Source organism: Pararhizobium sp. (assembly GCF_965279435.1).
Lineage (GTDB): Bacteria > Pseudomonadota > Alphaproteobacteria > Rhizobiales > Rhizobiaceae > Pararhizobium.
Map to the genome: position 1 here is coordinate 2510648 of NZ_CBDIHY010000003.1, position 21897 is coordinate 2532544.

Below are 21897 nucleotides of genomic sequence, written 5' to 3' on the forward strand. Positions count from 1 at the left end.
CGGGGACTTTGTCTCCGGCCATTTTTTTATGCATCAGAGAATTCCGATCCGCTTCAGGATCGTCCAGGCCACCCCCATCGACATCATGATCAGAAAACCCGCCAGCAGTGTGCCGTGAATGCCTTCGGCGAAAGGAAGGCCGCTGGTGTTCATGCCGAAAAAGCCGGTGACCAGCGTCGGTGGCAAGAGGAACGCTGTCATCAGCGAGAGAATATAGAGATGGCGGTTTGTCTCCGACGAGAGCTTGCTGTCGATCTCTTCATGCAGCAGGCGGGCGCGTTCCTGCAACGCGAACACATCGCGGTCGACGGCTTCGAGCCTGTCCGATAGGCGTTCTGCGACGTCGATAAAGCCCTCCGGCACTTCGTCCTCTTCCGAGGTTCCAGCCCGCCGCAGCAGCGCCAGCAATGTGCGCAGGTGCCGGTGCAGCCGAACGGCGGTTCGACGGAGCGGCGCCAGCCGCGGCTGGTGGTTGTGTCCCGCCTCGCCATAGACATCGTCCTCGATGACGTTGAGTTCTTCGGTCAGCTCCAGCACCAGGCTGATCAGCGTGCGCTGGAATTCGACCACCATCATCTCGAACAGATCGATTGGCCGGGCGCAGCGGGCATTCTTTTCGACGGCGGCCTTGACCCGGTCGATGCTGCGCAGTGGATGCAGCCGCGTGGTGATGATGATCTTTTCGGTGACTGCAAAATGCAGCCAGCCGATGGTTTTAGTCTCGGCGTCGAAGGTGCGCTCGAAATCGACCAGCGTGCCATAGACGATGTCATCGGAAATGGTCACTGCCGCCTGCGTGTCATGGCTGGTCAGCGTCGACAGCGCGCTTTGCGGCAGCGTCGTGATGCGCTCGATCAGGGCAGGGGTGCGCGCATCGCTCAGCGCCAGATGCAGCCAGATCCAGCCATCCCCCTCCATCAGAGCGTCGATCGACGAATCGGCGGCGATCCGCACGCAGCGGCTTTCGCCCGGCAGGAAACGATAGGCCCAGACGAGCCCCGGTATTTCGGACGAGATCAGATTCATGCGGCATTGTTCCGGGAGAAGCCAGACTTCGCTGTATGCGGGTTTCATGACAGTTTTGTTACAGGCCTATCTGCCAGCCGTGATGACGACACCCAATCGAATATTGACGTTTACGTAAAAATCAATAATTTCGACATCAACGAACAAGCCATTGCTGGACGGATGAACGGCAATGTTATCATGTGAGTGCGGGAGGAGACCAAGATGTACAAAGCGCCGGTTGACGAAATTCTGTTCACGCTGAAGCACGTGGCCGGGCTCGGTGAGGATCTGGCCGCAGGCCTGTTTGGCGACCTCGATGAGGATCTGGTCGATGCGATCGTCGGTGAAGCCGGCCGTTTTGCCACCGAAGAGGTGGCACCGCTGGCCGATATCGGCGACCGGCAGGGCGCAAAGCTCGTCGATGGCAAGGTACAGATTCCGGATGGCTGGGCCGATCTCTATCGCAACTGGGCGGCCGGCGGCTGGAACAGCCTGACGGCGCCGGAAGAGTTCGGCGGCCAGGCGCTGCCGCATATGCTGCATATCGCCGCCATGGAGTTCTGGAACGCCGGATCGATGGCCTTTGCACTGGCACCGATGCTGACCATGGGCGCCGTCGATGCGCTTGAGAAACATGGGTCCGGAGCGTTGAAATCGACCTTCCTTGCCAAGATGATTTCCGGCGAATGGACCGGCACGATGAATCTGACGGAACCGCATGCCGGCTCCGATCTCGGCGTGCTGAAGACCCGCGCCGAGCGCCGCGACGGCGGCACGTACCGGATTTTCGGCCAGAAAATCTTCATCACCTGGGGCGACCACGAGGTCACCGATAATATCGTTCATCTGGTGCTGGCGCGGATTGCCGGAGCGCCAGAGGGAACGCGCGGAATCTCGCTGTTCCTCGTGCCGAAATTCCTCGTCAATGACGATGGCTCGCTTGGCGCCCGCAATGATCTGTTCTGCCATTCACTGGAACACAAGCTCGGCATCCATGCCTCGCCGACCTGCACCATGGTCTATGGTGATGGCCGGTTCGGCGATGAGAAGGGTGCCATCGGTTATCTCGTCGGCGAGGAGAACAAGGGTCTCAACTGCATGTTCACGATGATGAACAATGCTCGCCTTGCCGTTGGCATACAGGGCGTGGCGATGGCCGATGCCGCCACCCAGCACGCACTGAATTATGCCCGCGAGCGCACGCAGGGCAAGGCGCCCGGCCGGAAGGGCACCGGCATGAGCCCGATCATCGAGCATCCGGATATTGCCCGCACACTTTTGACCATGAAGGCCCTGACGCAGGGCGCCCGCGCCATCGCGCTGACATGTGCTCGTGCAGTCGACCGGGCGCATGTGTCGCAAGGCGATGAGGCCCGCCACTGGCAGGAGCGCTCCAGCTTGCTCACCCCGATCGCCAAATCCTTCGGCACCGATGTCGGCGTCGATGCCGCCTCAATGGGTATCCAGGTGCATGGCGGCATGGGCTTCATCGAGGAAACTGGTGCTGCGCGCTATCTGCGCGACGCCCGCATCGCGCCGATCTACGAAGGCACCAATGGTATCCAGGCGATCGATCTCGTCACCCGCAAGCTGCCGCTGTCCGACGGCGGCCATGTGCGCGGCTTCATCGCCGAATTGAAGGCGGTGGCCGAAGAGGTCGGGTCGTCCAACCTTGCCGATTTCGGCGAAACCGGCAGCCGTCTCGACGATGCGATTGCCGATCTGGAGGAAACGACCGAATGGCTTTTGGCACGTCTTGCCGAAGGCAAATCCGCAGACGCGCTTGCCGGTGCCACCGCCTATCAGCGGCTGTTCGGCCTGACCCTGACGGGCGTCTATCTCGCCAGGGGTGGATTGGCTGAGGTGGGGGACGGTGGCCGCGATGTCCGCGTCGCGCTGTGCCGTTTCGCCGCCGAAAACCTGTTGGCCGAAACGGCGGCGTTGAAGACAAGCATCGTTTCCGGTGCTGCAAGCCTTGCCAGCGCCCGTATCGCACTTGCTTGATTGAACACTTGCCTGATCGAAGGAGACGACCATGACCGATGATGTTCTGATCGAGCGCCCCGAAGCCTATCCCGGCGTTCAGGTCATCCGCTTCAACCGGCCGGCCAAGAAGAATGCCATCACCCGGGCGATGTACGCCAAGATGGCCAACGCGCTCACCGTCGCCGGAACCGACGATGCCATCCGCGTCACTGCCTTTCTCGGCACCGAAGGCTGCTTTTCGGCCGGCAACGACATGGCTGATTTCATGGCCTTTGCCATGGGGGGATCGATGGGGCAGGAGGTCATCGACTTCCTCAAGGCGTTGGCAAGTGCGGCCAAGCCCATCGTTTCCGGCGTCGATGGTCTGGCAATCGGCATCGGCACCACCATCCATCTCCATTGCGACCTGACGATCGCCTCTGACCGTTCGACCTTCAAGACGCCCTTCGTCGATCTGGCGCTGGTGCCGGAAGCGGCATCCAGCCTGATCGTGCCGCGCATCGCCGGTCATCAGCGCGCCTTTGCACTTCTGGCCGCCGGCGAACCATTCACGGCCGCAGAGGCGCAGGAGGCCGGGCTGATCTGGAAGATCGCCGGTGCTGACGCCATCGAGGAAGAGGTGCTGTCGCTTGCCGCAAGCCTTGCGAAGAAGCCACCGGAAGCCCTGCGCATCGCCCGCGACCTCATTCGCGGTGACCGCTCCGACGTGCTTGCGCGCATCGACGAAGAGGCAAAACACTTCGCCGCGCAGTTGAAAAGCGCCGAAGCCCGCGCCGCCTTCGAGGCTTTTATGCGCCGTTGATTGGCGGTCGTTTGCTTGACATGAGTTGAGAGCCTGCGGCCCCCCCTCTGTCGGCGACGCCGACATCTCCCCCACAAGGGGGGAGGTTGGTCGTTTGCACGCTGCGTCACTTACTTGATGGTAATAAGGGACAAGAATGATCTCCCCCCTTGTGGGGGAGATGTCACGAAGTGACAGAGGGGGGCCTACGCGGCTGAAGCTGACCGTAGAATAGTCCAACCCGACCTTGCCGGAACGCTGGAGAGACCCATATACTGCCGGGTGTGTGGAGGAATTTCGGCATTTGAAGTATGCCGCCAACCAAGGATTCGTCCATGCGGTCTCGTTTCATTTTTTCCCTGTCCGATATGTTCAAGCAGCATCGGCGGTGGGGAAAGACCATCGCCAAAGCCGTCAAGGTGACACGCAAGGCGCTCGTTGCCACTGCTGCCACAAAATCACCGGTATCAAAGCCAGCGGCTAAGTCCCGCTCTGTCACAAGACCGGCTGCAGGGTTGCAGGAGGTCAAGGCGTTCGGCAGCAATCCCGGCCGCCTGCGCATGCTGCGCTATGTCCCGGCCGATCTGCCGAAAAAATCGCCGCTGGTTGTCGTGCTGCACGGCTGCCAGCAGACTGCCGAAGCCTATGATCTCGGCAGCGGCTGGTCGACCTTGGCGCGGGAACGCGGTTTTGCCGTCGTCTATGCCGAGCAGAAGCGCTCCAACAACGGCAATCTCTGTTTCAACTGGTTTCGTCCGAGCAACGTCACCCGCGATCGCGGCGAGGTGATGTCGATCCGCCAGATGGTCGCCAAGATGGCGTCTGCACACGGCATCGACCGCAAGCGCGTCTTTGTTACAGGCCTGTCCGCAGGCGGCGCGATGGCGGCGGCCATGCTTGCGACCTATCCCGACGTTTTTCGCGGCGGCGGCGTCATTGCCGGGTTGCCCTATGGTGCCGCCCGTGATGTTCACCGCGCGCTGTCTGCGATGAAGTCCACGCCGGAACGGGCAGGGCAGGAATGGGGCGATCTGGTGCGGGCCGCATCGCCGGTGAAGCGCGATTTTCCGACGGTATCGATCTGGCACGGCACGAAGGATCATACTGTCTCGTTGTCCAACGCAGATGCGTTGCTGCAGCAATGGCTGGATGTGCACGGTCTTGATAGCGACGCCTACACGCAGAACGAAGTCGATGGCCATGTCCACCGCGTCTGGAAGGATGCCGAAGGCCGGACCGCGATCGAGCTCTACCTGATCGACGGCATGGGCCACGGCACGCCGCTGAAGCCGAGGCCGGCATCGCGGGTCAAGGCGGATACACCCGGTCCCTACATGCTCGATGCCGGCATTTCCTCGTCCATGCATCTGGCGACCGCCTGGGGCCTGAAGAAGTCACCATTGGTTTCGGCTGTGAAACAGGCAGCCGAATAGGGGGAGGCCGTTAAAACCCTCACTTTTCCGGCAATGAAAATTTAACCCTGCTTTAAGTGGCCGCCCGTATGGTCCGGACGATCAGAGGCCGGTCTGCCGGCCTTGCCGGGCGCATGAGGCGCGCCGTCTACGCCCCCGTGGCATGTCATCCCCATACCCGCAATCTGGAACGGTCTCGCGCTAGCGCCTGCCGCCGATCCCGTGCGCGGATACGTTCAAGCCTCCGCCCGGCGTCATCGCCGGTGCGCATTAGGGAAGTCTGCCTTGAAAAGATCCAATCTCATGACGCGCATTCTTGTTGCCGCGTCCTTTGTCGTCGTCGCCGCGTTCGGCGGCTTTTCCGTCTATATCGACAGCCTCCAGCATGACACGACGACCCGCGCCGTCGAGCAGAACATTTCCTCCTCCGGCAAGCAGGCCGCCCAGAGCGTTGCCAACTGGCTGAACGGCCGCGTCACGCTGACGGCGATGGTGGCCGATGCCGCAGGAGCTGCCGCCGATCAGGCCGGGCTCGAAGCCACGCTCAACAACGATGTGCTCGTCAAGGAATTCATCAGCACCTATGTCGGCGACGAAGCCGGAAAATTCACCACCTGGCCGATCAACCCGATGCCGGAAGGCTACGATCCGCGCAAGCGCCCCTGGTATCAGGACGCGGTCAAGGCCGGCGGTAGCGTATTGACAGACCCCTATATCGATGCGTCGAGCGGCGATCTGATTATCAGCGCTGCAGCGCCGGTCATGAAGGACGGCAAGCTGGCCGGCGTTGCCGGCAGCGATTTCTCGCTGAAGACGCTGGTGTCGATGGTCAAGGATATCGATGTCGGCGGCGAAGGCTTTGCCTTCCTCGTCAACAAGTCCGGCCAGATCCTCGTGCATCCGGATGCCAAGCTGGTGACCAAGATGCTCGCCGATGCTTTCCCGACGGAGACGCCGTCGATCGGTTCAACGATCATGCAGACCGAGCTTGACGGCAAGCCGATGCTGGTCAGCTTCGTGCCGGTTGCAGGCCTGCCGACGGTGGAATGGTATGTCGGCTTCGTTGTCGATGCCGATGTTGCCTATTCCGCAATCGGCCAGTTCCGGATCGCCGCCACGATCGCAACGCTTCTCGCGGTCGGCGTGATGATCGCCTTCCTCGCAACCCTGCTCAGCCGCCTCGTCATCCGTCCGGTCACCGATATGACTGGTGCCATGGAACGCTTGGCTGCCGGCGACCTGAAGGCCGAAATTCCCGGCCAGGAACGCCGCGACCAGATCGGCTCGATGGCCGCCGCTGTCGCCGTGTTCCGCGCCAATGCCATCGAGCGCGCCCGTCTCGAAGGTGAAGCCGAAACCGGCCGTTCGCTGTCCGAGCAGGAGCGCCGTGAGCGCGAAACATTGAAGGCCAAGGAAACCGCCGATATCCAGCAGGCCGTCGAGGCGCTCGCAACCGGTCTTGGCCGTCTTGCCGATGGCGATCTCGGTTACCGCATCTCGGTGCCGTTCGTCATGCACCTGGACCGCCTGCGCGCCGACTTCAACAACTCGGTGACAAAACTGCACCAGACGCTGCAGGCCGTCGGCGCCAATGCCCGCGCCATCGATGCCGGCGCCATGGAAATCCGCACCGCCGCCGATGATCTTGCCCGCCGCACCGAGCAGCAGGCAGCGTCCGTAGAAGAAACGGCCGCCGCCCTCGAACAGATCACCACAACGGTCAAGGACAGCGCCCGCCGCGCCGAAGAGGTCGGCCAGCTCGTTGCCCGCACCCGCGCCGGTGCCGAAAAATCCGGCGAAGTCGTCCGCAATGCCGTCAACGCCATGCAGGGCATCGAAAAGTCCTCCGGCGAGATTTCCAACATCATCGGCGTCATCGACGACATCGCCTTCCAGACCAACCTCTTGGCGCTGAATGCTGGCGTCGAGGCAGCGCGCGCAGGCGATGCCGGCAAGGGCTTTGCGGTCGTTGCCCAGGAAGTGCGCGAGCTTGCCCAGCGCTCGGCCAATGCCGCCAAGGAGATCAAGGCGCTGATCACCACTTCGGGCGATCAGGTCCGCGCCGGTGTGACGCTGGTTGGCGAAACCGGCCAGTCGCTGCAGGCGATCGTCTCCGAGGTTCAGGAGATCAACACGCATATCAGCGCCATCGTCACCTCCACCCGCGAACAATCAACCGGGTTGCAGGAGATCAACACGGCCGTCAACACCATGGACCAGGGCACCCAGCAGAACGCCGCCATGGTCGAGGAACAGACCGCCGCCAGCCATGGTCTTGCCTCGGAAGCAGCAGCGCTGAACGACCTGCTCGCCCAGTTCAACATCGGCGACAGCCAGGCGCCAGTTGCACGGCAGCAGGCTTATGGGCGTCGCGCGGCCTGATCGGCGGAAATACAGGAACAGAAAAAGGCCCGGTGGAAACCGGGCCTTTTTCTTGGAGCTGCCGGTGAAGGGAGAAGCGCGTTTGCGCCGCTTGACGAATCGGGATCAGATCGACATCCTGATTTTGGCGTGGCCTGCGCCTAACCTCCAAAGACCTTCCCCAGCATGGTCTTAAAAGGAGGCAAAGGGACTTCAGTCTCGGGTTGCTATCCTGGTCCGATCGTTTCGGGCGTGGTTGCTGGGGGACTTGCGTCCGGGACGTGAAAGGCCTGACAATGACGCAAAATGGAAATTTCAAACGTCGTGTGCGCACGCGCGCAGCCAAAACCGGCGAGTCCTACACAGCAGCCCTCAGACATATTCACCAAACATTGCCGGACGAGCCTACTATTAGATCCTTGCGGTTGGCCGTCGCGCAAACGTCGCTATTCAATGATCCCCGTGATATTTCAGCGCTTCGTGCCAGTGGGGCGGAAATGCGTCACCTCATGCGTGAGGCCCATAAAGCCGGGGCTCGCCTCCTACATTTCCCAGAAGGAACAACCTGCTGGCCACATAAACGAATCATGTCCGAAGTCGGGCCCGCAGAAATTGGGCCTTCCGACTGGACGCGCTTCGAATGGGGTGCTTTGCGCGAGGAATTGGAAACAACCAAAAGACTTGCGGGAGAACTTAAACTTTGGACGATATTCGGTTCCGTCCATCAGCTTACTTCGCCGCATCGACCGCATAACAGCCTTTACGTAATATCCGACCGTGGGGAGCTGGTGACGCGATATGATGAGCGCCTCCTATCGAACACGAAAATCTCGTTCATGTACTCGCCGGGAAAAATCCCCGTGACTTTTGAGGTGGATGGTCTCCGTTTCGGCTGCGCGCTCGGTATGGAGGCGCACTATCCGGAAATATTCACCGAGTACGAAAGGCTCGATGTCGATTGTGTCCTATTCTCGACAGCGGGAGAGAGCCCTTCTCCTTCGAACGCTCCAGCATTTGCCGCTGAGGTCTTAGGGCATGCAGCAAGCAATACTTATTGGGTCAGTTTTTCCACCCTTGCACCTCAGAGTACGGTAGCCCCTTCGGGAATAGCCGCGCCAGATGGTCAGTGGGCAGCGCAATGCCCTATGAACGGTTTACCCGCTATCGCAGTCGCGGACATCCGGACCGATCCGGAGCATCCTGCACGGCCATGGAGGCGAAAGGCCCGCGGCGATCTTTACAAGCCTCATCAGATAACGAGTGATCCAAGGAGCGAAGATCGCAACCTGTTCTGAGGGGTGGTGAAAATCAGGGGGCGATTTACCCCCTGAGTGCCCGTGCCGCAAAATCCCAGGATGGTTCGCGACAGTGCTGTCCAACCCTGAAAGGCGAGTTTCCTCTCAAACGGAAGCGACTCCAGCTTGGCTACTTCTCCAGCGTCGCCACGACTTCCACATGTGACGACCAGAGGAACTGGTCGATCGGGGTGACCGAAGTAATCCGGTAGCCGGCATCGACGAGGATGCGCAGGTCACGCACCAGCGTCACCGGATTGCAGGAGATCGCGACGATCTTCTTGACGCCCGAGCGAGCCATTTCCTTGGTCTGGACTTCGGCGCCGGCGCGCGGCGGATCAAAGACGATGGCATCATAAACCTTCAGCTCCGAGGCCATCATCGGCCGGCGGAAAAGGTCCCGCTTTTCAACGGTGACCGGCTTCAGGCCTTGCGTGTTGCGCGCGGCAAAATCCAGTGCCTTCAGCGGCTTGTCTTCGCTTTCCACGGCATGCACACGCGCCTTGCGGGCGATGCGCAGCGAGAAGGTGCCGGATCCTGCAAAGAGGTCGATGACACGCTTGGCCTTGCCGAGATGCGCCATCACCAGTTCCGCCATCGCTTCCTCGGCAGGCTTCGTTGCCTGCGTGAAGCTGCCGGGCGGCGGTGAAACGGAGACACCGCCGAAATCGATCACCGGCTTGATCGGCTCGACAAGGATTTCGCCGTTGAGGCTGAGGCGGGCAACGCTTTTCTGGCCGAGAACGGTTTCGACCGCCATCCGCCGCTGCCGGTCGTCCATCGCCTTGATACCCTCGAATGACAGATCGAGGCCGGACAATGTTTCCAGCACGGTGATGCGGAACGGTTCGGCATTGACTGCCATGGCGTTGGCGACTGTGCGGATGGTTGCAAGCCGCGACACGATGCCGGGGCTTGCGATGGGACATTCCGATATGGCGACGATGTGATGGGTCTCGGGCTGGTTATAGCCGAGCAGCAACTCTTTCTCGGTCCGACGTGCGGTGAATACCGTGCGCCGGCGCTCGCCGGGATGGGCAAGGATGAGGGCCCCCACATCGGCCTGCAACGCCTTCGATTTCAAGGCATCGAGAACCAGCTGCCGCTTGAAGCTCTGATAGAGGCTGTCGCTGGCATGCTGCAGGCTGCAGCCGCCGCAGGTGCCGTTCTCGCCGTCCGGTCCGAAATGCCGGCATTTCGGCTCGACGCGCTCGGGCGAGACATCGGTCATCGACATGACCGTACCCTTGTCCTTGTTGACGGCCAGCGCCACGGTTTCGCCGGGCAGCGTGAAGGGCACATAGACAGGCCCGAACGGACCGCGGGTGATGCCGTCGCCGGATTGGCCGATCTTCTCGATCGTTAGTGTCTCGGTGCTCATACGGCTTCGTCCTCAGCAGTATCGTCGTCCGAGGCGTCGTCTTCATCCAGCGGCTTGTGACCGGCCAGCAGATATTCCTCGTTGCCGTCACCGCCTGAGATCGGCGAGGGGATGAGCCCAAGGCTTGTCCAGCCCATGTCCTCAACCAGCCAGCGTTCCAGTTCGGCCGCAACCGCAGGCGCCGTCGAAGGATCTTTCAGCAGGCCCGCCTTGCTTATTGCCTCGCGGCCGGCTTCGAACTGTGGCTTGACGAGAAGGATGCAATGCGCGCCTGGCTCGGCAAGATCCAGCGCCGGCGGCAGCGCCAATTTCAAAGAGATGAACGAGACGTCGGACACGATGAAGGAAATCTCGCGGCCGTCGAGATTATCCTCGTCCAGCACGCGGGCATTCAGGCCCTCGATATTGGTAACGCGCGGATCGGCCTCCAGGCGCGGATGAAACTGGCCGTGGCCGACATCGACGGAAATGACGTGGGCGGCACCATTGTGCAGCAGGATTTCGGTGAAGCCACCGGTCGAGGCGCCGATGTCCAGGCAGTCCAGTCCTTCGGGCGACAGCTTGAAATGCTCGAGGCCGGCCTTCAGCTTCAGCGCCGCGCGCGAAACATAGGGCTGGACCGGATCGTCGATGGCGATGGTCACATCCTCGGGAAAGGTCGAGCTCGCCTTGGTGACGACTTTGCCGTTGACGGTGACGGTGCCACGCTGGATCGCATCGCGGGCGCGCGAACGGCTGGCGACAAGCCCCAGGTTCAAAAGCAGCTGATCGAGGCGGACGGAGGTTTTTGGTTCGTTGGACATGGGTTCTCATGGCGCGTCGGGCCCGTGATGGCAAGGGCCATGCGGCCGGGCGCGTTCAAATAGTGCCGAAACAGGCTGCCTGGCCAGGCCATGGGGCGTGCCGGACAGCAGGCCGAGGCCTATCCGTGATGACGGATCGCCGGGATTTTGATTTTCGCGCTCCATTTTCGGTCCGGTCACAGGTTGACGCTTGGCGCGCCCTGCGTGCCATGGCAAGCATGGCATCCTATGGGGAGAAAATCGATGTTGCTGCGTTTCTGTCTTTTCGCTGCGCTCCTGCTGCCGGGTGCTGCGCTTGCCAATGATACGATGGCCGAACTCAAGACTGGCGGCTTGAGTTATGTGCAGACGCTCGATGTCGAGATGGTCAAGGAAGACCTGTTCATTTCGAGCAAGGAAGTCCGGGTCGATTACATTTTTCGCAACACCACCGACAAGTCGGTCTCCGGTATCGTCGCCTTCCCGATGCCCGAAATTACCGGCAGTCCGGAGGGCAATATTGCCATGAACGATATGCAGGCCGACAATTTCCTCGGTTTTGCGGCAACGCAGGACGGTGAGCCGGTGAAGGTCGAATTGCAGCAGCGCGCCATCGCAAACAGCCTCGATGTCACCGACGATCTGGTCAAGCAGGGTGTGCCGCTGTTGCCATTTGCCGATGCGACGGCCGATGCGTTGGCTAGACTGGATGCCAAGGTTGCGCAGGATTTCAAGGAGCGTGGCGTGCTCTTCGACAACAGCTACGATGACGGCGGCGGCATGAAAGATCATCGCACGCCGCTGTGGACCCTGCGATCCGCCTATTGGTGGAGGGCGATCTTTGCGCCCGGCCGCGATATCCATGTCTCGCATCGATACAAGCCCAGTGTCGGCGGAACCGTGGCGGTGACGATGCTGGAGGACGGCAAGCCAAAGGGCGAGCGGTTTGAAGAGTACAAGGCGCGCTATTGCATCGACGACAGCTTCGTCAAGGCAGTTCAGAAACTGCCGCCGCCCAGCGATGACGGCAGCGCGCTCTACACCGAAGCCTGGATTTCCTACATCCTGACGACCGGCAACAATTGGGGCGGCCCGATCAAATCCTTCACGCTGACCGTCGACAAGGGCGATCCGCGCAATCTGATCAGCTTCTGTGGTGCGGGCGTCACCAAAACCGGACCGACGACCTTCCAGATGAAGGCCCAGGATTTTTACCCCGGGAAGGACCTGGAGATCCTGATCCTGCAACGGACGCAGGAAGAGTAGGCGCCAGCGTGTCGCACGAAAATCACCGATCGCTAAAATTGTATCGGTGACGTCGGGCGGGAAAGTAACGTTTTTGCTTTAGAACGGTCTGGATCGCGGCTGCCGCGAGAATGGCAACCTGGAAACCAGAGATGAACGGCGAACGGGAGAACAGAATAGACCTTCTGCGGGGCCTGTCGCTTCTGCTCATTTTCATCGGCCATGCGCAGTTCACGTTCTCGCTGACATTCCAGCAATCGCGCGGCTTTTGCGATGCTTCCGAGATGTTCGTGCTTCTGGCCGGCATGTCCTGCGCGCTCGCCTATTATCGTCCGGATACCGGATTGCGGCTGGAGCGGCCATGGAAACGGGCCTTGCGTCTCTACCTGGTGCACCTGCTGCTTTTTGTGGTCATGGCGATCATATCCGCCCTTGTCGTGATGGCGTTCGGCCAGACGGCATTGGCTGCCGACATGGCGGATTTCTGGCAGGACCCGTTTTATCAGGGGCTTCAGGCCTTGTCGCTCAGCTATATGCCCGGCAATCTCGACATCCTGCCCATGTATGTCGTCCTCCTGTTGTTCGCGCCTTTCGCCTTCCTGTTGCACGACTGGTCGAAGAGCACCCTTTTGGGGCTTTCCTGTTTCATCTGGTTCGTTGCAGGGCTTGGACATATCAATTTCCCGAATGCGGCCCTCGAAGGGCGGACCTGGTATTTCGATCCGTTGTCGTGGCAGTTCATCTTCGTAATCGGGATCTATCTCGGTGTACGTATGAAACGTGGCCAGCCCGTTTTGCCTTACAACAAGGCTGTCTTTGCCGCCGCTGCCGTGTTTGCCGCCGCTGCCATCCCGCTCAATCTGGCACTTCATCTGGGCGTCGTGGATTCGCCTTTTGGCGCGTTGCATCACCAGCTGGTGTCGAAGACCAATGGCGGCCCGTTGCGGATTATCAATGTTCTGGCGATCCTCTATCTCGCCTGGAACATACCCGCCGTGAAAGCCGCCGCCGACCATCCAGGCTTGCGGCTCATCTGCGTTGCCGGGCGTCATAGCCTTGCCGTTTTTTCCGCCGGAATCCTGCTGTCCTTCGCTGCCGTGGTGTTGATGACACTCGATCCGGACATGCCGATCGTGCTGCAGATGCTGTTGCTTGCCGGCGGCTGCGCGCTGCAGCTGGTCATCGGCTGGATGCTTGAAGCGCGAAAGACTGCCAAGGCGGAGGCCATCTCCTACGGCTTGCGCAGCGCCGCCTGAGATCAACGCCTGTCGGACAATGCGGAAACCTGCGCCTTATCGTGGCGAGGTCAGCGCATCCCAGGCGGTCATGGCCGCATCCGCAGTGCTCTGCAACGAAGCCAGAGTTGCGCCGTCGCGCGCGGTAATCGACATGCCATGCTGGACCGTGGCGTAGAAATCGGCGATCTGCCGGCAGTCGGCTGAAGGCGAAATCTCGCCGTCGCGCACACCCTGCTCCAGCCGCGCGCGCAGCAGGGTGGAGTTTTCCAGGCGGCAGCCCCGCAGTAGCTCGCAGGCTGGAATGGCATCCGTGTCACCGTTGAGGACACCAAGCGCGATCATGCAGCCGCGTGGTTGGTCGGAGCGCGCATAGGCGACTGCTGTCTGCTGCAGAAAATCGGCAAAGGCCTGCCGCGCCGTCGCGGCCTTTGACAAGGCATCCCAGATCTCTCGCCCAATCTCGGCCTTGTAGGTCTTGAGCGCCGCCGCAAACAGGTCGGCCTTGTTGCCGAACGCCGCATAGAGGCTCGGCGCGCCGATCTTCATGGCTGCCGTCAAATCGGCCATCGATGTCGCCTCATAGCCCTTTTCCCAAAAGACCAGCATCGCCCGCCTCAGCGCCGCATCGCTGTCGAAGCTACGGGGTCGGCCTCGTGGAGACATCGGAATTCCTTTCTGTATCGTTCGATACATAATTCAATTGACGCTTTGAGGCAATGCTGAGAGGATATCTGTATCGATCACTACAGAAAAAGGAAATGTCGTGTCTCGCTTGAACAACAAAGTTGCGTTCATTACCGGCGGCAGCCGGGGTATCGGTGCGGCCATCGCGCTGGCGCTTGCCAAGGAGGGCGCCGACGTCGCCATCACCTACGCAAGCGCTCCGGGCAAGGCGGAGGAAGTCGTCAGCGCGATTGAGAAACTCGGCCGCAGGGCGCTTGCCATCAAGGCCGATAATCTCGATGCGGCAGCCGTCGAGGCCGCAGTCGGTGAAGCTCACGCCAAGTTTGGCAGTCTCGATATTCTCGTCAACAGCGCAGGCGTCTTTTCGGTCGATACGATCGATACGGCGACGCTTGAGGAGTTTGACCGGGTGATGGCCATTCACGTCCGCGCCAGTTTCGTCGCCTCCAAGGCGGCAGCGGCGGTGATGGGAAAAGGTGGCCGGATCATCTTCATCGGCAGCAATCTTGGCGAGCAGGTGCCGTTTCCCGGCCTCAGCATCTATTCGACCAGCAAGTTCGCTCTGGTCGGTCTGACCAAGGCGTTGGCTCGCGATCTCGGTCCACGGGAGATCACCGTCAATATCGTTCAGCCCGGCTCCACCGACACCGACATGAACCCTGCAGAGGGTGAGCATGCCGAACCGCAGCTTGCCCTGATGGCCATTCCCCGCTTCGGCAAGGCGCAGGACATCGCCGCCCTCGTGGCGTTTCTCGCCGGAGAGGAAAGCCGCTTCATCACCGGCTCAAGCATCACCATCGATGGCGGCGCCAACATCTGACCGCCGCAGCCCATAGAAGGTCGCTGCGGGTCGGGCACCTCAATGGTGCGGATCAGTGATGCGCTCAGTTTATAAACATTTGCCAACCCCGTGCCGCCGCACGGGGTTGGCAACGTTGATCAATGCCGATGGGAAAATCTTGCACCTCAGCCTGCGACGCTGGAGCCGACCTGCTGCTTCTGGCCGAGCGTTTTGAACACCGTCGAAACGATCCCGGCGCGGTCGAGGCCCGACTTGGCATACATCGCTTCGGGCTTGGCCTGTTCCATCCAGATATCGGGCAGAACCAATGGCCGGATTTTTAGGCCGTTGTCGAGCAGGCCTTCATGGGCGAGGAACTGCAGCACATGGCTGCCGAAGCCGCCGACAGCGCCTTCCTCGATGGTGATCAGCACCTCGTGGTGCTTGGCCAACTGGCGGATCAGGTCGTGATCGAGCGGTTTTGCAAAACGCGCATCGACGACCGTCGTCGAAAGCCCTGCGGCATCGAGGTCTTCGGCGGCGAGCAGGCAATCGGCGAGACGCGTACCGAACGACAGCAGCGCCACCTTCGAGCCCTGTTTCATCACCCGGCCCTTGCCGATTTCAAGAATCTGGCCGCGCTCCGGCATCTCGACGCCGACACCTTCGCCGCGCGGATAGCGGAACGAAATCGGACCCTGATCATAGGCCGCCGCAGTGCGCACCATATGCTTGAGTTCCGCCTCGTCGGCCGCTGCCATGACGACAAAGCCGGGCAGGGTAGCGAGATAAGTCGTGTCGAACGAACCGGCATGGGTCGGGCCGTCAGCACCGACAAAACCGGCGCGGTCGATCGGGAAGCGGACAGGCAATCCCTGGATCGCCACGTCATGCACCACCTGGTCATAGCCGCGCTGCAGGAAGGTCGAATAGAGCGCGCAGAACGGCTTGTAGCCTTCGGACGCCAGACCGGCGGCAAAGGTCACTGCATGTTGTTCGGCAATGCCGACATCAAAGCAGCGCGAGGGATGAGCCAGTGCGAACTTGTCGAGGCCGGTGCCGGACGGCATGGCGGCGGTGACGGCGACGATCTTGTCGTCATAACCCGCTTCCTGCGTCAGCGCCTCGGCAAAGACGGACGTATAGGCCGGCGCATTCGGTTTGGCTTTCGCCTGCGCGCCGGTGATGACGTCGAACGTGTTGACGCCATGATACTTGTCGGCAGCAGCTTCGGCCGGCGGATAGCCCTTGCCCTTCTGGGTCACCACATGGATCAGCACAGGGCCCTTGGAATTGTCGCGTACGTTGCGCAGCACCGGCAACAGGTGCTCGAAGGAATGGCCGTCAATCGGGCCGATATGATAAAAACCCATCTCCTCGAACAGGGTGCCGCCGGTGACATAACCGCGCGCATGTTCGACGGCGCGGGTGATCGCCCGGTCGACCTTCTTGCCGAGATAGGCCGTCAATTTCTTGCCGAGATCACGGAAGCCCATATAGGTACGGCCGGAGGCAAGACGGGCCAGATAGGCGCTCATGGCGCCGGTCGGCGGTGCGATCGACATGTCGTTGTCGTTGAGGATGACGATCAGCCGGGCATCGAGCGCACCGGCATTGTTGAGCGCCTCATAGGCCATGCCGGCCGACATGGCGCCGTCGCCGATAATGGAAATGACATTGCGATGTTCACCCGAGAGATCGGCTGCGACGGCCATACCGAGGCCTGCGGAAATCGAGGTCGAGGAATGGGCGGCGCCAAAGGGATCGTATTCGCTTTCCGCACGGCGAGTGAAGCCGGACAGGCCGTCTTCCTGGCGCAACGTGCGGATGCGGTCACGGCGGCCGGTGAGGATCTTGTGCGGATAACATTGATGGCCGACATCGAAGATCAGCCGGTCATGCGGAGTATTGAAGACCTTGTGGATGGCGATGGTCAGTTCGACGACGCCAAGACCCGCACCCAGATGGCCGCCGGTGCGCGACACTGCATCGATCATCTCGGAGCGCAGTTCGGCTGCCAGTTGCGGCAAGTCCTTGTCGTCGATCCTCTTCAAATCGTCGGGATAGATAACCTGATCGAGAAGAGGGGTCGCCGGCATTGGATGGACTGGCAATTGTGTCACGCTAAGGCCTTCGTTCTCGCGCCTTCAAGAGAGCCGCGATCTCTGGTGTTTGGTGTCCGCTAGGAGCCGCGTCTTAAACAGAATCGTTATAGATTGCAAAAACAGGTTTTCTGGCGGCACAGCTGTGAGTTTAACCAATATTACCGTTCCGGCAAAGGGATAAACTCTTCTTCATCCCCCGGAACGATGTCGAAACGGCCGGTTCGCCATTCTTCCTTGGCCTGCTCGATCCGTTCCTTGGATGAGGACACGAAATTCCACCAGATATGCCGGGCCGAGCCAAGGGCTGCTCCGCCAAATAGCATGATATGACAGCCAGCCGGTCCCGCCGTGACGGTAATCGCGTCGCCTGCTCGGAAAACCAGCAGTTGATTGTCGGCAAAATGATCGCCTGCAATGATCGCCTCGCCCTCGAGGATATAGAGCGCCCGCTCCTCCCATTCGGCCGCAAACGGCGCGCTCTTACCTGGCTCGATCCTCAAGTCGACATAGATCGTGTCAGAAAACACGGAAACCGGCGACTTCATGCCTTCGAACTGGCCGATGACGACCCGGCCTTCCAGTCCGTCGATGGTGAAGGAGGGCAGGTCTCGCTTTTCGGTATGGGCAAATATCGGGTTGATCTCTTCATATTGATCGGGCAGGGCCAGCCAGGTCTGCAGCCCGGAGATCGATTGCGGTTTGCCGCGCAGGTTTTCCGGCGAGCGTTCCGAATGCACGATACCGCGTCCCGCCGTCATCAGGTTGAGGTCGCCGGGCGCGATGACCATTTCAGTGCCAAGGCTGTCGCGATGCTTGATCTCGCCGTCGAACAGGTAGGTGACGGTGGACAGCCCGATATGCGGATGCGGCCGCACGTCCAGCGCCTGGCCTGCCTTGAGCAAGGCAGGTCCCATGCGGTCGAAGAAAATGAACGGCCCCACCAGTCGCCGCTTTGCGGTCGGCAGTGCCCGGCGCACCTGCAGATTGCCGATGTCGCTGGTGCGCGGAATGATCAGATGCTCGATTGCATCGCACGCCGGCGCATCACCGGCTTCGGGGTCTGGTCCGGGAAAGAAGGACATGGGGTAATCCTTTCTGATAGGCAGGATTGGAGCGACTATCGTTTGAAAGCGGGTTCGCTATCAGGATGTTCGAACACCGTCGCATCATGTCAACGGTTGTTTGCCAAAATCAACGGGCAATCTGATCCGGCGATCTGGCAGTCACGGCAAACGGCTCGAAATCCTTGAGATTATGGGTGACCACGATGAGACCATGGGCCTTTGCCGTTCCCGCGATCATGGCATCCGCCGCACCTGGGTTATGGCCAGCCGATATCGCACCTGCTTCTAGCTCTCCGGAAATTCTGGCCACATCGGTATCAAGCGGCAGGATGTGGTCGGCATAGGCGGATGTGAGACCAAAAAGCCAGAGTGCCAGTGTGTCGGCCTTTGATGTGGCTCCCCTATGCTCCAGGATCCTGATGCCCTTTTCGATTTCATGGATGCTGACGGCAGAGAGGTAGATGGTGTTTGACCGCTCCTGCTCATCCATCCATGCCGCGAAAGCCTGGGAGGGCTCGGCGCGAGATGGTGCAAACATCGAGATGGCATTGGTATCCAGCAGAAACCCGTTCACAGGTCCACGTCTCTCGATGGCGCCGGATTTCGAACGAAAACATCGTCGCCAGCGTCAAGATCGGCCGGGAATGTTTTCAGATAGTGCACAAGACTCGGCTGATTGGCCCCAAGCGCTTTCTTTGCTGCTTCTGCCGCCCCAACACTGACCATCACTGCAGCAGCACGGCCGTGTCGCGTAATCGTCACGAACTCGCCTGATGCGGCTTTATCAATCACATGGGAAAACGAGGCTTTCGCATCTTTCAAGCTGATCGTGGACATGGCAATATTCCTTAAAAAAGGTCATATATGACCCTTTTAAGCTTTCGCCGGTCGAAAATCAAGAACAGCCATAGCCACTCACTCCCCGTCGAGCGGTTCGACGCCCTGCGGCTTTCCGGCCCGGTCGAGCCTGATCTTCTCGATGCGGTTTTCGGCAGCACCCAAAAGCGCTTCGCAATGTTTCTTCAAAGCTTCGCCGCGCTCGTAGATTTCGATCGACTTGTCGAGCGCCACATCGCCACGCTCCAGCGCCGAAACGATGGCTTCGAGTTCCTCGACGGCTTTTTCGAAGGAGAGGGCGGATACGTCGATCGGGGCGGCGCCCGTTTGCGGGGTGGTGGTCATGGTCATCCTCTCATCAGGCGGTAGATGTGGGTTCCTGCCGATTCGGCCAGCCCCTGGAGATCGTAGCCGCCTTCGAGCAGGCTGACGATGCGGTTGTTGGCGGTTTTCCCGGCGACGTCAAGCAGACGCCCGGTCGCCCAGTCGAAATCCTCGGCAACCAGATTGATCTGCGCCAGGGGGTCGCGGTGATGGGCGTCGAAGCCGGCCGAGATCAGGATGAAATCCGGGCGAAAATCGTCGAGCGCCGTCAGGATGCGCGACTTGAAGGCTTCGCGAAAATGATCGCTGCCGGTGTCGGGTGACAGTGGCGCATTGACGATATTGCCGGCGCCCGTCTCGGTCTTGGCACCGGTGCCGGGGTAGAGCGGCATCTGGTGCGTCGAACAGAACAGCACCGACGGATCGTCCCAAAAAATATCCTGCGTGCCGTTGCCGTGGTGCACGTCCCAGTCGACGATGGCGACCCGTTCGGCACCGTATTTCTGCTGGGCATGGCGGGCGGCGATGGCGATATTGTTGAAGAAGCAGAAGCCCATCGCCTTGTTCTTCTCGGCATGGTGGCCGGGCGGCCGCGAGGCGACGAAGGCATTGTCGGCCTTACCGGAAAATACCGCATCGACGGCCGCAACCGCGCCGCCGATGCCGGTCAAGGCGGCCTGCAGGCTGGCGGGGCTGGCATAGGTGTCGGCCTCCACAGAGTTGATGCCTTCCTCGGGAATGGCAGACATCACAGTGCGCAGGTGCTGTTCGGGATGGGCAAGCAGCACGAGATCCTCGTTGCCCTGCGGCGCCATTTGCCGCGACAGCGGTGAAAACCGCTCATGCTCCAGCGCAAGGTTCAGCGCCTTCAGCCGGTCGGGCCGTTCCGGGTGGCCTTCGGGAACCTTGTGTTCCAGGAAGATCGGGTTTTCGAACAGGATCGTGGTCATGGCGGGAACCTATGGCTTCAGGGGTTCGAGGTCCATGCGTTAGGTAGGGCGTTTGCTATGTTTTCAACAGCGCGGGTCGATCAGCACTTTGCCGATGCGGTCCGGGGAATGATGAAGGGCGAGCGCCTCCTTGATACGCGACAGCGGATAGGTGGCTGCGATCTCGCTCGCAAACGTGCCATCGCGCAGGCCGTCGAAACAGTGTGCAAGCGCGCTGGAGAGCGCCTGCCTGCCGGCGGAATGGACGAAGGAGCGCAGCCAGAGGAAGGCAAAGCGCACATCCGGCCGAGCCGAAAGAGCCTCTTGCGTAATCGGTATGCCACTGAGCGCGCCATATTGCAGAAAGACACCGCCGGCCGACAGATTGTTCTGGAGCAGGTCACCGCCGGTGACGCCGCCGACGGCATCGACCACCGCGTCGAAAACCATATCCTTGCCGATGGGCCGTTGCCCGGTCACAAGTGTCTGAAGACCCGGCAAGGCCGGCAGGCGAGCAGCCGTTGCCTCGCTGCGCACGATGGCGGTTACTTCGGCACCCTCGGCCAACAGCACCATCAGCAGCATCCGGCCGATTGCGGAGCCGGCTGCCGTGACCCCGATCCTGCGGCCTGTAAGCCGGGAGGAGACACCAAAATGATCCTTCAACGCTGCGATCAGCCGCAGCGTCGTCATCGGATTGACGTACGCAGTCGCCGCCTGTTCGATCGACAGATCATCCGGCACGGCAAAGCACCAATCGGCGGGCCGCTGCAGAGCGGCCTGCCACAGGCCGCTTGCGCCGAGCGGCAGGACGCGGTCACCGGGTTTCAGGCCGGTCACACCAGCGCCGACGCGGCTGACAGTGCCGACACCCTCGAAGCCGGGAACAAACGGCAGAATGGTGCGATTGTTGTAGGCGCCCGTCACCGGGATCAGGTCTGACGGGTTGATCGCCGCGCGTTCGACTGTGATTTCGACCATGCCCGGTTCAAGCGCCGGGCGGGGCAGGCTGGCAAGCCGGATCACATCCTCCGGCCTGCCATACTCCGCCACAAGGGTTGCAAGATGATCCGCCACAGGCGCTCAGGCGCGTGCGTGCAGAAGCGGATAACCGGCGAGAACTGCGCGGGCGGCCAGCGTTGCAATCACGGCCTTGACGATGTCGCCCGGAATGAAGACGAGCGAACCTTTTGCCACTTCCGTCAGTGGCGTACCCATGACTGCGGTCACCCATGGCATGCCGATAACATAGAGCACGCCGATACCGCCGACGACCGAGGCGATGAAGAAGCCGGCGAACTGCCTGACCTCGCTCTGCCCTTCCTTGACCAGTCGCTCGGCGATCAGGCCGGTAATGAAGGTGGCAACGATCCAGCCGAGCACGAAGCCGCCGGTCGGGCCCTGAATGATGGCAAGGCCGCCCCGGCCACCGGCGAGAACCGGCAGCCCGATCGCCACCAACAGCACCAGGAGCACATAGGCAAGCGCGCCGCGCCTGGCGCCGATGATGCAGCCCGCCAGCATCACACCCATCGACTGGGCCGTGATTGGCACCGGAATGAAGCCGAGCGTCACCGGCGGAATGAGGCCGAGAACGACGATGATCGCGGTGAAGAGGGCAATGAGAACGAGGTCTCTGGTGGTCATGGCAGGTCCTTTGTCGATCGATATTTGTGCATGTGGT

General features: G+C 61.0%; 20 protein-coding genes. 8 read left to right on the forward strand and 12 right to left on the reverse strand.

The window, feature by feature from the left end; all coding sequences use genetic code 11:
• Window positions 1-33 precede the first annotated feature (33 nt).
• The gene (locus ACQY8Q_RS17705; protein ID WP_428427767.1) at window positions 34-1026 is read right to left on the reverse strand and encodes a transporter; all 993 of its coding nucleotides are present in this window, start codon (window positions 1024-1026) and stop codon (window positions 34-36) included.
• Window positions 1027-1230: 204 nt separating this feature from the next.
• Between ACQY8Q_RS17705 and ACQY8Q_RS17710 the strand changes: the two genes are divergently transcribed.
• The 5 genes from ACQY8Q_RS17710 (at window position 1231) to ACQY8Q_RS17730 (ending at window position 8843) form a co-directional block, all read left to right on the forward strand.
• Window positions 1231-3012 carry an acyl-CoA dehydrogenase gene (locus ACQY8Q_RS17710; RefSeq protein WP_428427768.1) on the forward strand — a complete coding sequence of 594 codons (1782 nt, stop codon included), beginning with the start codon at window positions 1231-1233 and terminating at the stop codon, window positions 3010-3012.
• 31 nt (window positions 3013-3043) lie between these two features.
• The gene (locus tag ACQY8Q_RS17715) at window positions 3044-3796 is read left to right on the forward strand and encodes a crotonase/enoyl-CoA hydratase family protein (RefSeq protein ID WP_428427769.1); all 753 of its coding nucleotides are present in this window, start codon (window positions 3044-3046) and stop codon (window positions 3794-3796) included.
• Window positions 3797-4110: 314 nt separating this feature from the next.
• Window positions 4111-5208 carry an extracellular catalytic domain type 1 short-chain-length polyhydroxyalkanoate depolymerase gene (locus ACQY8Q_RS17720; protein ID WP_428427770.1) on the forward strand — a complete coding sequence of 366 codons (1098 nt, stop codon included), beginning with the start codon at window positions 4111-4113 and terminating at the stop codon, window positions 5206-5208.
• Between the two features lie 282 nt (window positions 5209-5490).
• Window positions 5491-7569, forward strand: coding sequence for a methyl-accepting chemotaxis protein McpU (gene mcpU / locus ACQY8Q_RS17725; RefSeq protein WP_428427771.1), 2079 nt, complete (start codon window positions 5491-5493; stop codon window positions 7567-7569).
• Window positions 7570-7844: 275 nt separating this feature from the next.
• Window positions 7845-8843, forward strand: coding sequence for a carbon-nitrogen hydrolase family protein (locus ACQY8Q_RS17730; protein ID WP_428427772.1), 999 nt, complete (start codon window positions 7845-7847; stop codon window positions 8841-8843).
• A gap of 130 nt (window positions 8844-8973) precedes the next feature.
• Here the strand turns inward: ACQY8Q_RS17730 and ACQY8Q_RS17735 are convergent, their stop codons facing one another.
• Window positions 8974-10224 carry a class I SAM-dependent RNA methyltransferase gene (locus ACQY8Q_RS17735; protein ID WP_428427773.1) on the reverse strand — a complete coding sequence of 417 codons (1251 nt, stop codon included), beginning with the start codon at window positions 10222-10224 and terminating at the stop codon, window positions 8974-8976.
• Window positions 10221-11027, reverse strand: coding sequence for a TlyA family RNA methyltransferase (locus ACQY8Q_RS17740; RefSeq protein ID WP_428427774.1), 807 nt, complete (start codon window positions 11025-11027; stop codon window positions 10221-10223). Before ACQY8Q_RS17740 ends, ACQY8Q_RS17735 begins: the two co-directional genes overlap by 4 nt.
• Window positions 11028-11270: 243 nt before the next feature.
• On the opposite strand from ACQY8Q_RS17740, the gene ACQY8Q_RS17745 reads away from it, so the two are divergent.
• Both ACQY8Q_RS17745 and ACQY8Q_RS17750 read left to right on the forward strand, forming a co-directional pair.
• A complete protein-coding gene (locus ACQY8Q_RS17745) occupies window positions 11271-12272 on the forward strand; it encodes a DUF4424 domain-containing protein (protein WP_428427775.1) in 1002 nt (333 codons plus the stop codon).
• 131 nt (window positions 12273-12403) lie between these two features.
• Entirely contained in the window at window positions 12404-13507 is a 1104-nt protein-coding gene (locus ACQY8Q_RS17750) for an OpgC family protein (RefSeq protein WP_428427776.1), read from the forward strand.
• A 36-nt stretch (window positions 13508-13543) separates the two neighbouring features.
• Here the strand turns inward: ACQY8Q_RS17750 and ACQY8Q_RS17755 are convergent, their stop codons facing one another.
• Window positions 13544-14152: a TetR/AcrR family transcriptional regulator gene (locus tag ACQY8Q_RS17755; RefSeq protein WP_428427777.1), complete on the reverse strand. Its 609-nt coding sequence runs from the start codon at window positions 14150-14152 to the stop codon at window positions 13544-13546.
• Window positions 14153-14252: 100 nt separating this feature from the next.
• On the opposite strand from ACQY8Q_RS17755, the gene ACQY8Q_RS17760 reads away from it, so the two are divergent.
• Window positions 14253-14993 carry an SDR family oxidoreductase gene (locus tag ACQY8Q_RS17760; RefSeq protein ID WP_428427778.1) on the forward strand — a complete coding sequence of 247 codons (741 nt, stop codon included), beginning with the start codon at window positions 14253-14255 and terminating at the stop codon, window positions 14991-14993.
• A 146-nt stretch (window positions 14994-15139) separates the two neighbouring features.
• On the opposite strand, the gene dxs is transcribed toward ACQY8Q_RS17760, so the two are convergent.
• The 8 genes from dxs to ACQY8Q_RS17800 form a co-directional block, all read right to left on the reverse strand.
• Window positions 15140-17053 (reverse strand): 1-deoxy-D-xylulose-5-phosphate synthase, encoded by a 1914-nt coding sequence (gene dxs, locus ACQY8Q_RS17765; RefSeq protein ID WP_428429812.1) that lies wholly within the window; start codon window positions 17051-17053, stop codon window positions 15140-15142.
• 164 nt (window positions 17054-17217) lie between these two features.
• Window positions 17218-18141, reverse strand: a complete 924-nt coding sequence (locus ACQY8Q_RS17770) for a pirin family protein (protein ID WP_428427779.1) — start codon at window positions 18139-18141, stop codon at window positions 17218-17220.
• 109 nt (window positions 18142-18250) lie between these two features.
• The gene (locus tag ACQY8Q_RS17775) at window positions 18251-18697 is read right to left on the reverse strand and encodes a type II toxin-antitoxin system VapC family toxin (protein ID WP_428427780.1); all 447 of its coding nucleotides are present in this window, start codon (window positions 18695-18697) and stop codon (window positions 18251-18253) included.
• Window positions 18694-18960 (reverse strand): type II toxin-antitoxin system Phd/YefM family antitoxin, encoded by a 267-nt coding sequence (locus tag ACQY8Q_RS17780; RefSeq protein WP_428427781.1) that lies wholly within the window; start codon window positions 18958-18960, stop codon window positions 18694-18696. Before ACQY8Q_RS17780 ends, ACQY8Q_RS17775 begins: the two co-directional genes overlap by 4 nt.
• A 78-nt stretch (window positions 18961-19038) precedes the next feature.
• Complete coding sequence (locus ACQY8Q_RS17785) at window positions 19039-19305, reverse strand: exodeoxyribonuclease VII small subunit (protein WP_426228862.1); 267 nt, start codon at window positions 19303-19305, stop codon at window positions 19039-19041.
• 2 nt (window positions 19306-19307) lie between these two features.
• A complete protein-coding gene (locus ACQY8Q_RS17790) occupies window positions 19308-20234 on the reverse strand; it encodes a histone deacetylase family protein (protein WP_428427782.1) in 927 nt (308 codons plus the stop codon).
• A 63-nt stretch (window positions 20235-20297) separates the two neighbouring features.
• Window positions 20298-21290, reverse strand: a complete 993-nt coding sequence (locus ACQY8Q_RS17795) for a zinc-dependent alcohol dehydrogenase family protein (RefSeq protein ID WP_428427783.1) — start codon at window positions 21288-21290, stop codon at window positions 20298-20300.
• A gap of 6 nt (window positions 21291-21296) precedes the next feature.
• Window positions 21297-21860 carry a biotin transporter BioY gene (locus tag ACQY8Q_RS17800; RefSeq protein ID WP_428427784.1) on the reverse strand — a complete coding sequence of 188 codons (564 nt, stop codon included), beginning with the start codon at window positions 21858-21860 and terminating at the stop codon, window positions 21297-21299.
• Window positions 21861-21897: the final 37 nt, after the last annotated feature.

What these genes read in the sequence shown, in the direction of transcription:
- ACQY8Q_RS17730 (WP_428427772.1), top strand. Translation starts at nt 7,845, where the DNA reads ATGACGCAAAATGGAAATTTCAAACGTCGTGTGCGCACGCGCGCAGCC.
- ACQY8Q_RS17720 (WP_428427770.1), top strand. Translation starts at nt 4,111, where the DNA reads ATGCGGTCTCGTTTCATTTTTTCCCTGTCCGATATGTTCAAGCAGCAT.
- ACQY8Q_RS17800 (WP_428427784.1), bottom strand. Translation starts at nt 21,860, where the DNA reads ATGACCACCAGAGACCTCGTTCTCATTGCCCTCTTCACCGCGATCATC.
- ACQY8Q_RS17735 (WP_428427773.1), bottom strand. Translation starts at nt 10,224, where the DNA reads ATGAGCACCGAGACACTAACGATCGAGAAGATCGGCCAATCCGGCGAC.
- ACQY8Q_RS17750 (WP_428427776.1), top strand. Translation starts at nt 12,404, where the DNA reads ATGAACGGCGAACGGGAGAACAGAATAGACCTTCTGCGGGGCCTGTCG.
- ACQY8Q_RS17770 (WP_428427779.1), bottom strand. Translation starts at nt 18,141, where the DNA reads ATGTCCTTCTTTCCCGGACCAGACCCCGAAGCCGGTGATGCGCCGGCG.
- ACQY8Q_RS17780 (WP_428427781.1), bottom strand. Translation starts at nt 18,960, where the DNA reads ATGTCCACGATCAGCTTGAAAGATGCGAAAGCCTCGTTTTCCCATGTG.
- dxs (WP_428429812.1), bottom strand. Translation starts at nt 17,053, where the DNA reads ATGCCGGCGACCCCTCTTCTCGATCAGGTTATCTATCCCGACGATTTG.
- ACQY8Q_RS17790 (WP_428427782.1), bottom strand. Translation starts at nt 20,234, where the DNA reads ATGACCACGATCCTGTTCGAAAACCCGATCTTCCTGGAACACAAGGTT.
- mcpU (WP_428427771.1), top strand. Translation starts at nt 5,491, where the DNA reads ATGACGCGCATTCTTGTTGCCGCGTCCTTTGTCGTCGTCGCCGCGTTC.
- ACQY8Q_RS17785 (WP_426228862.1), bottom strand. Translation starts at nt 19,305, where the DNA reads ATGACCACCACCCCGCAAACGGGCGCCGCCCCGATCGACGTATCCGCC.
- ACQY8Q_RS17710 (WP_428427768.1), top strand. Translation starts at nt 1,231, where the DNA reads ATGTACAAAGCGCCGGTTGACGAAATTCTGTTCACGCTGAAGCACGTG.
- ACQY8Q_RS17715 (WP_428427769.1), top strand. Translation starts at nt 3,044, where the DNA reads ATGACCGATGATGTTCTGATCGAGCGCCCCGAAGCCTATCCCGGCGTT.
- ACQY8Q_RS17740 (WP_428427774.1), bottom strand. Translation starts at nt 11,027, where the DNA reads ATGTCCAACGAACCAAAAACCTCCGTCCGCCTCGATCAGCTGCTTTTG.
- ACQY8Q_RS17705 (WP_428427767.1), bottom strand. Translation starts at nt 1,026, where the DNA reads ATGAATCTGATCTCGTCCGAAATACCGGGGCTCGTCTGGGCCTATCGT.
- ACQY8Q_RS17745 (WP_428427775.1), top strand. Translation starts at nt 11,271, where the DNA reads ATGTTGCTGCGTTTCTGTCTTTTCGCTGCGCTCCTGCTGCCGGGTGCT.
- ACQY8Q_RS17755 (WP_428427777.1), bottom strand. Translation starts at nt 14,152, where the DNA reads ATGTCTCCACGAGGCCGACCCCGTAGCTTCGACAGCGATGCGGCGCTG.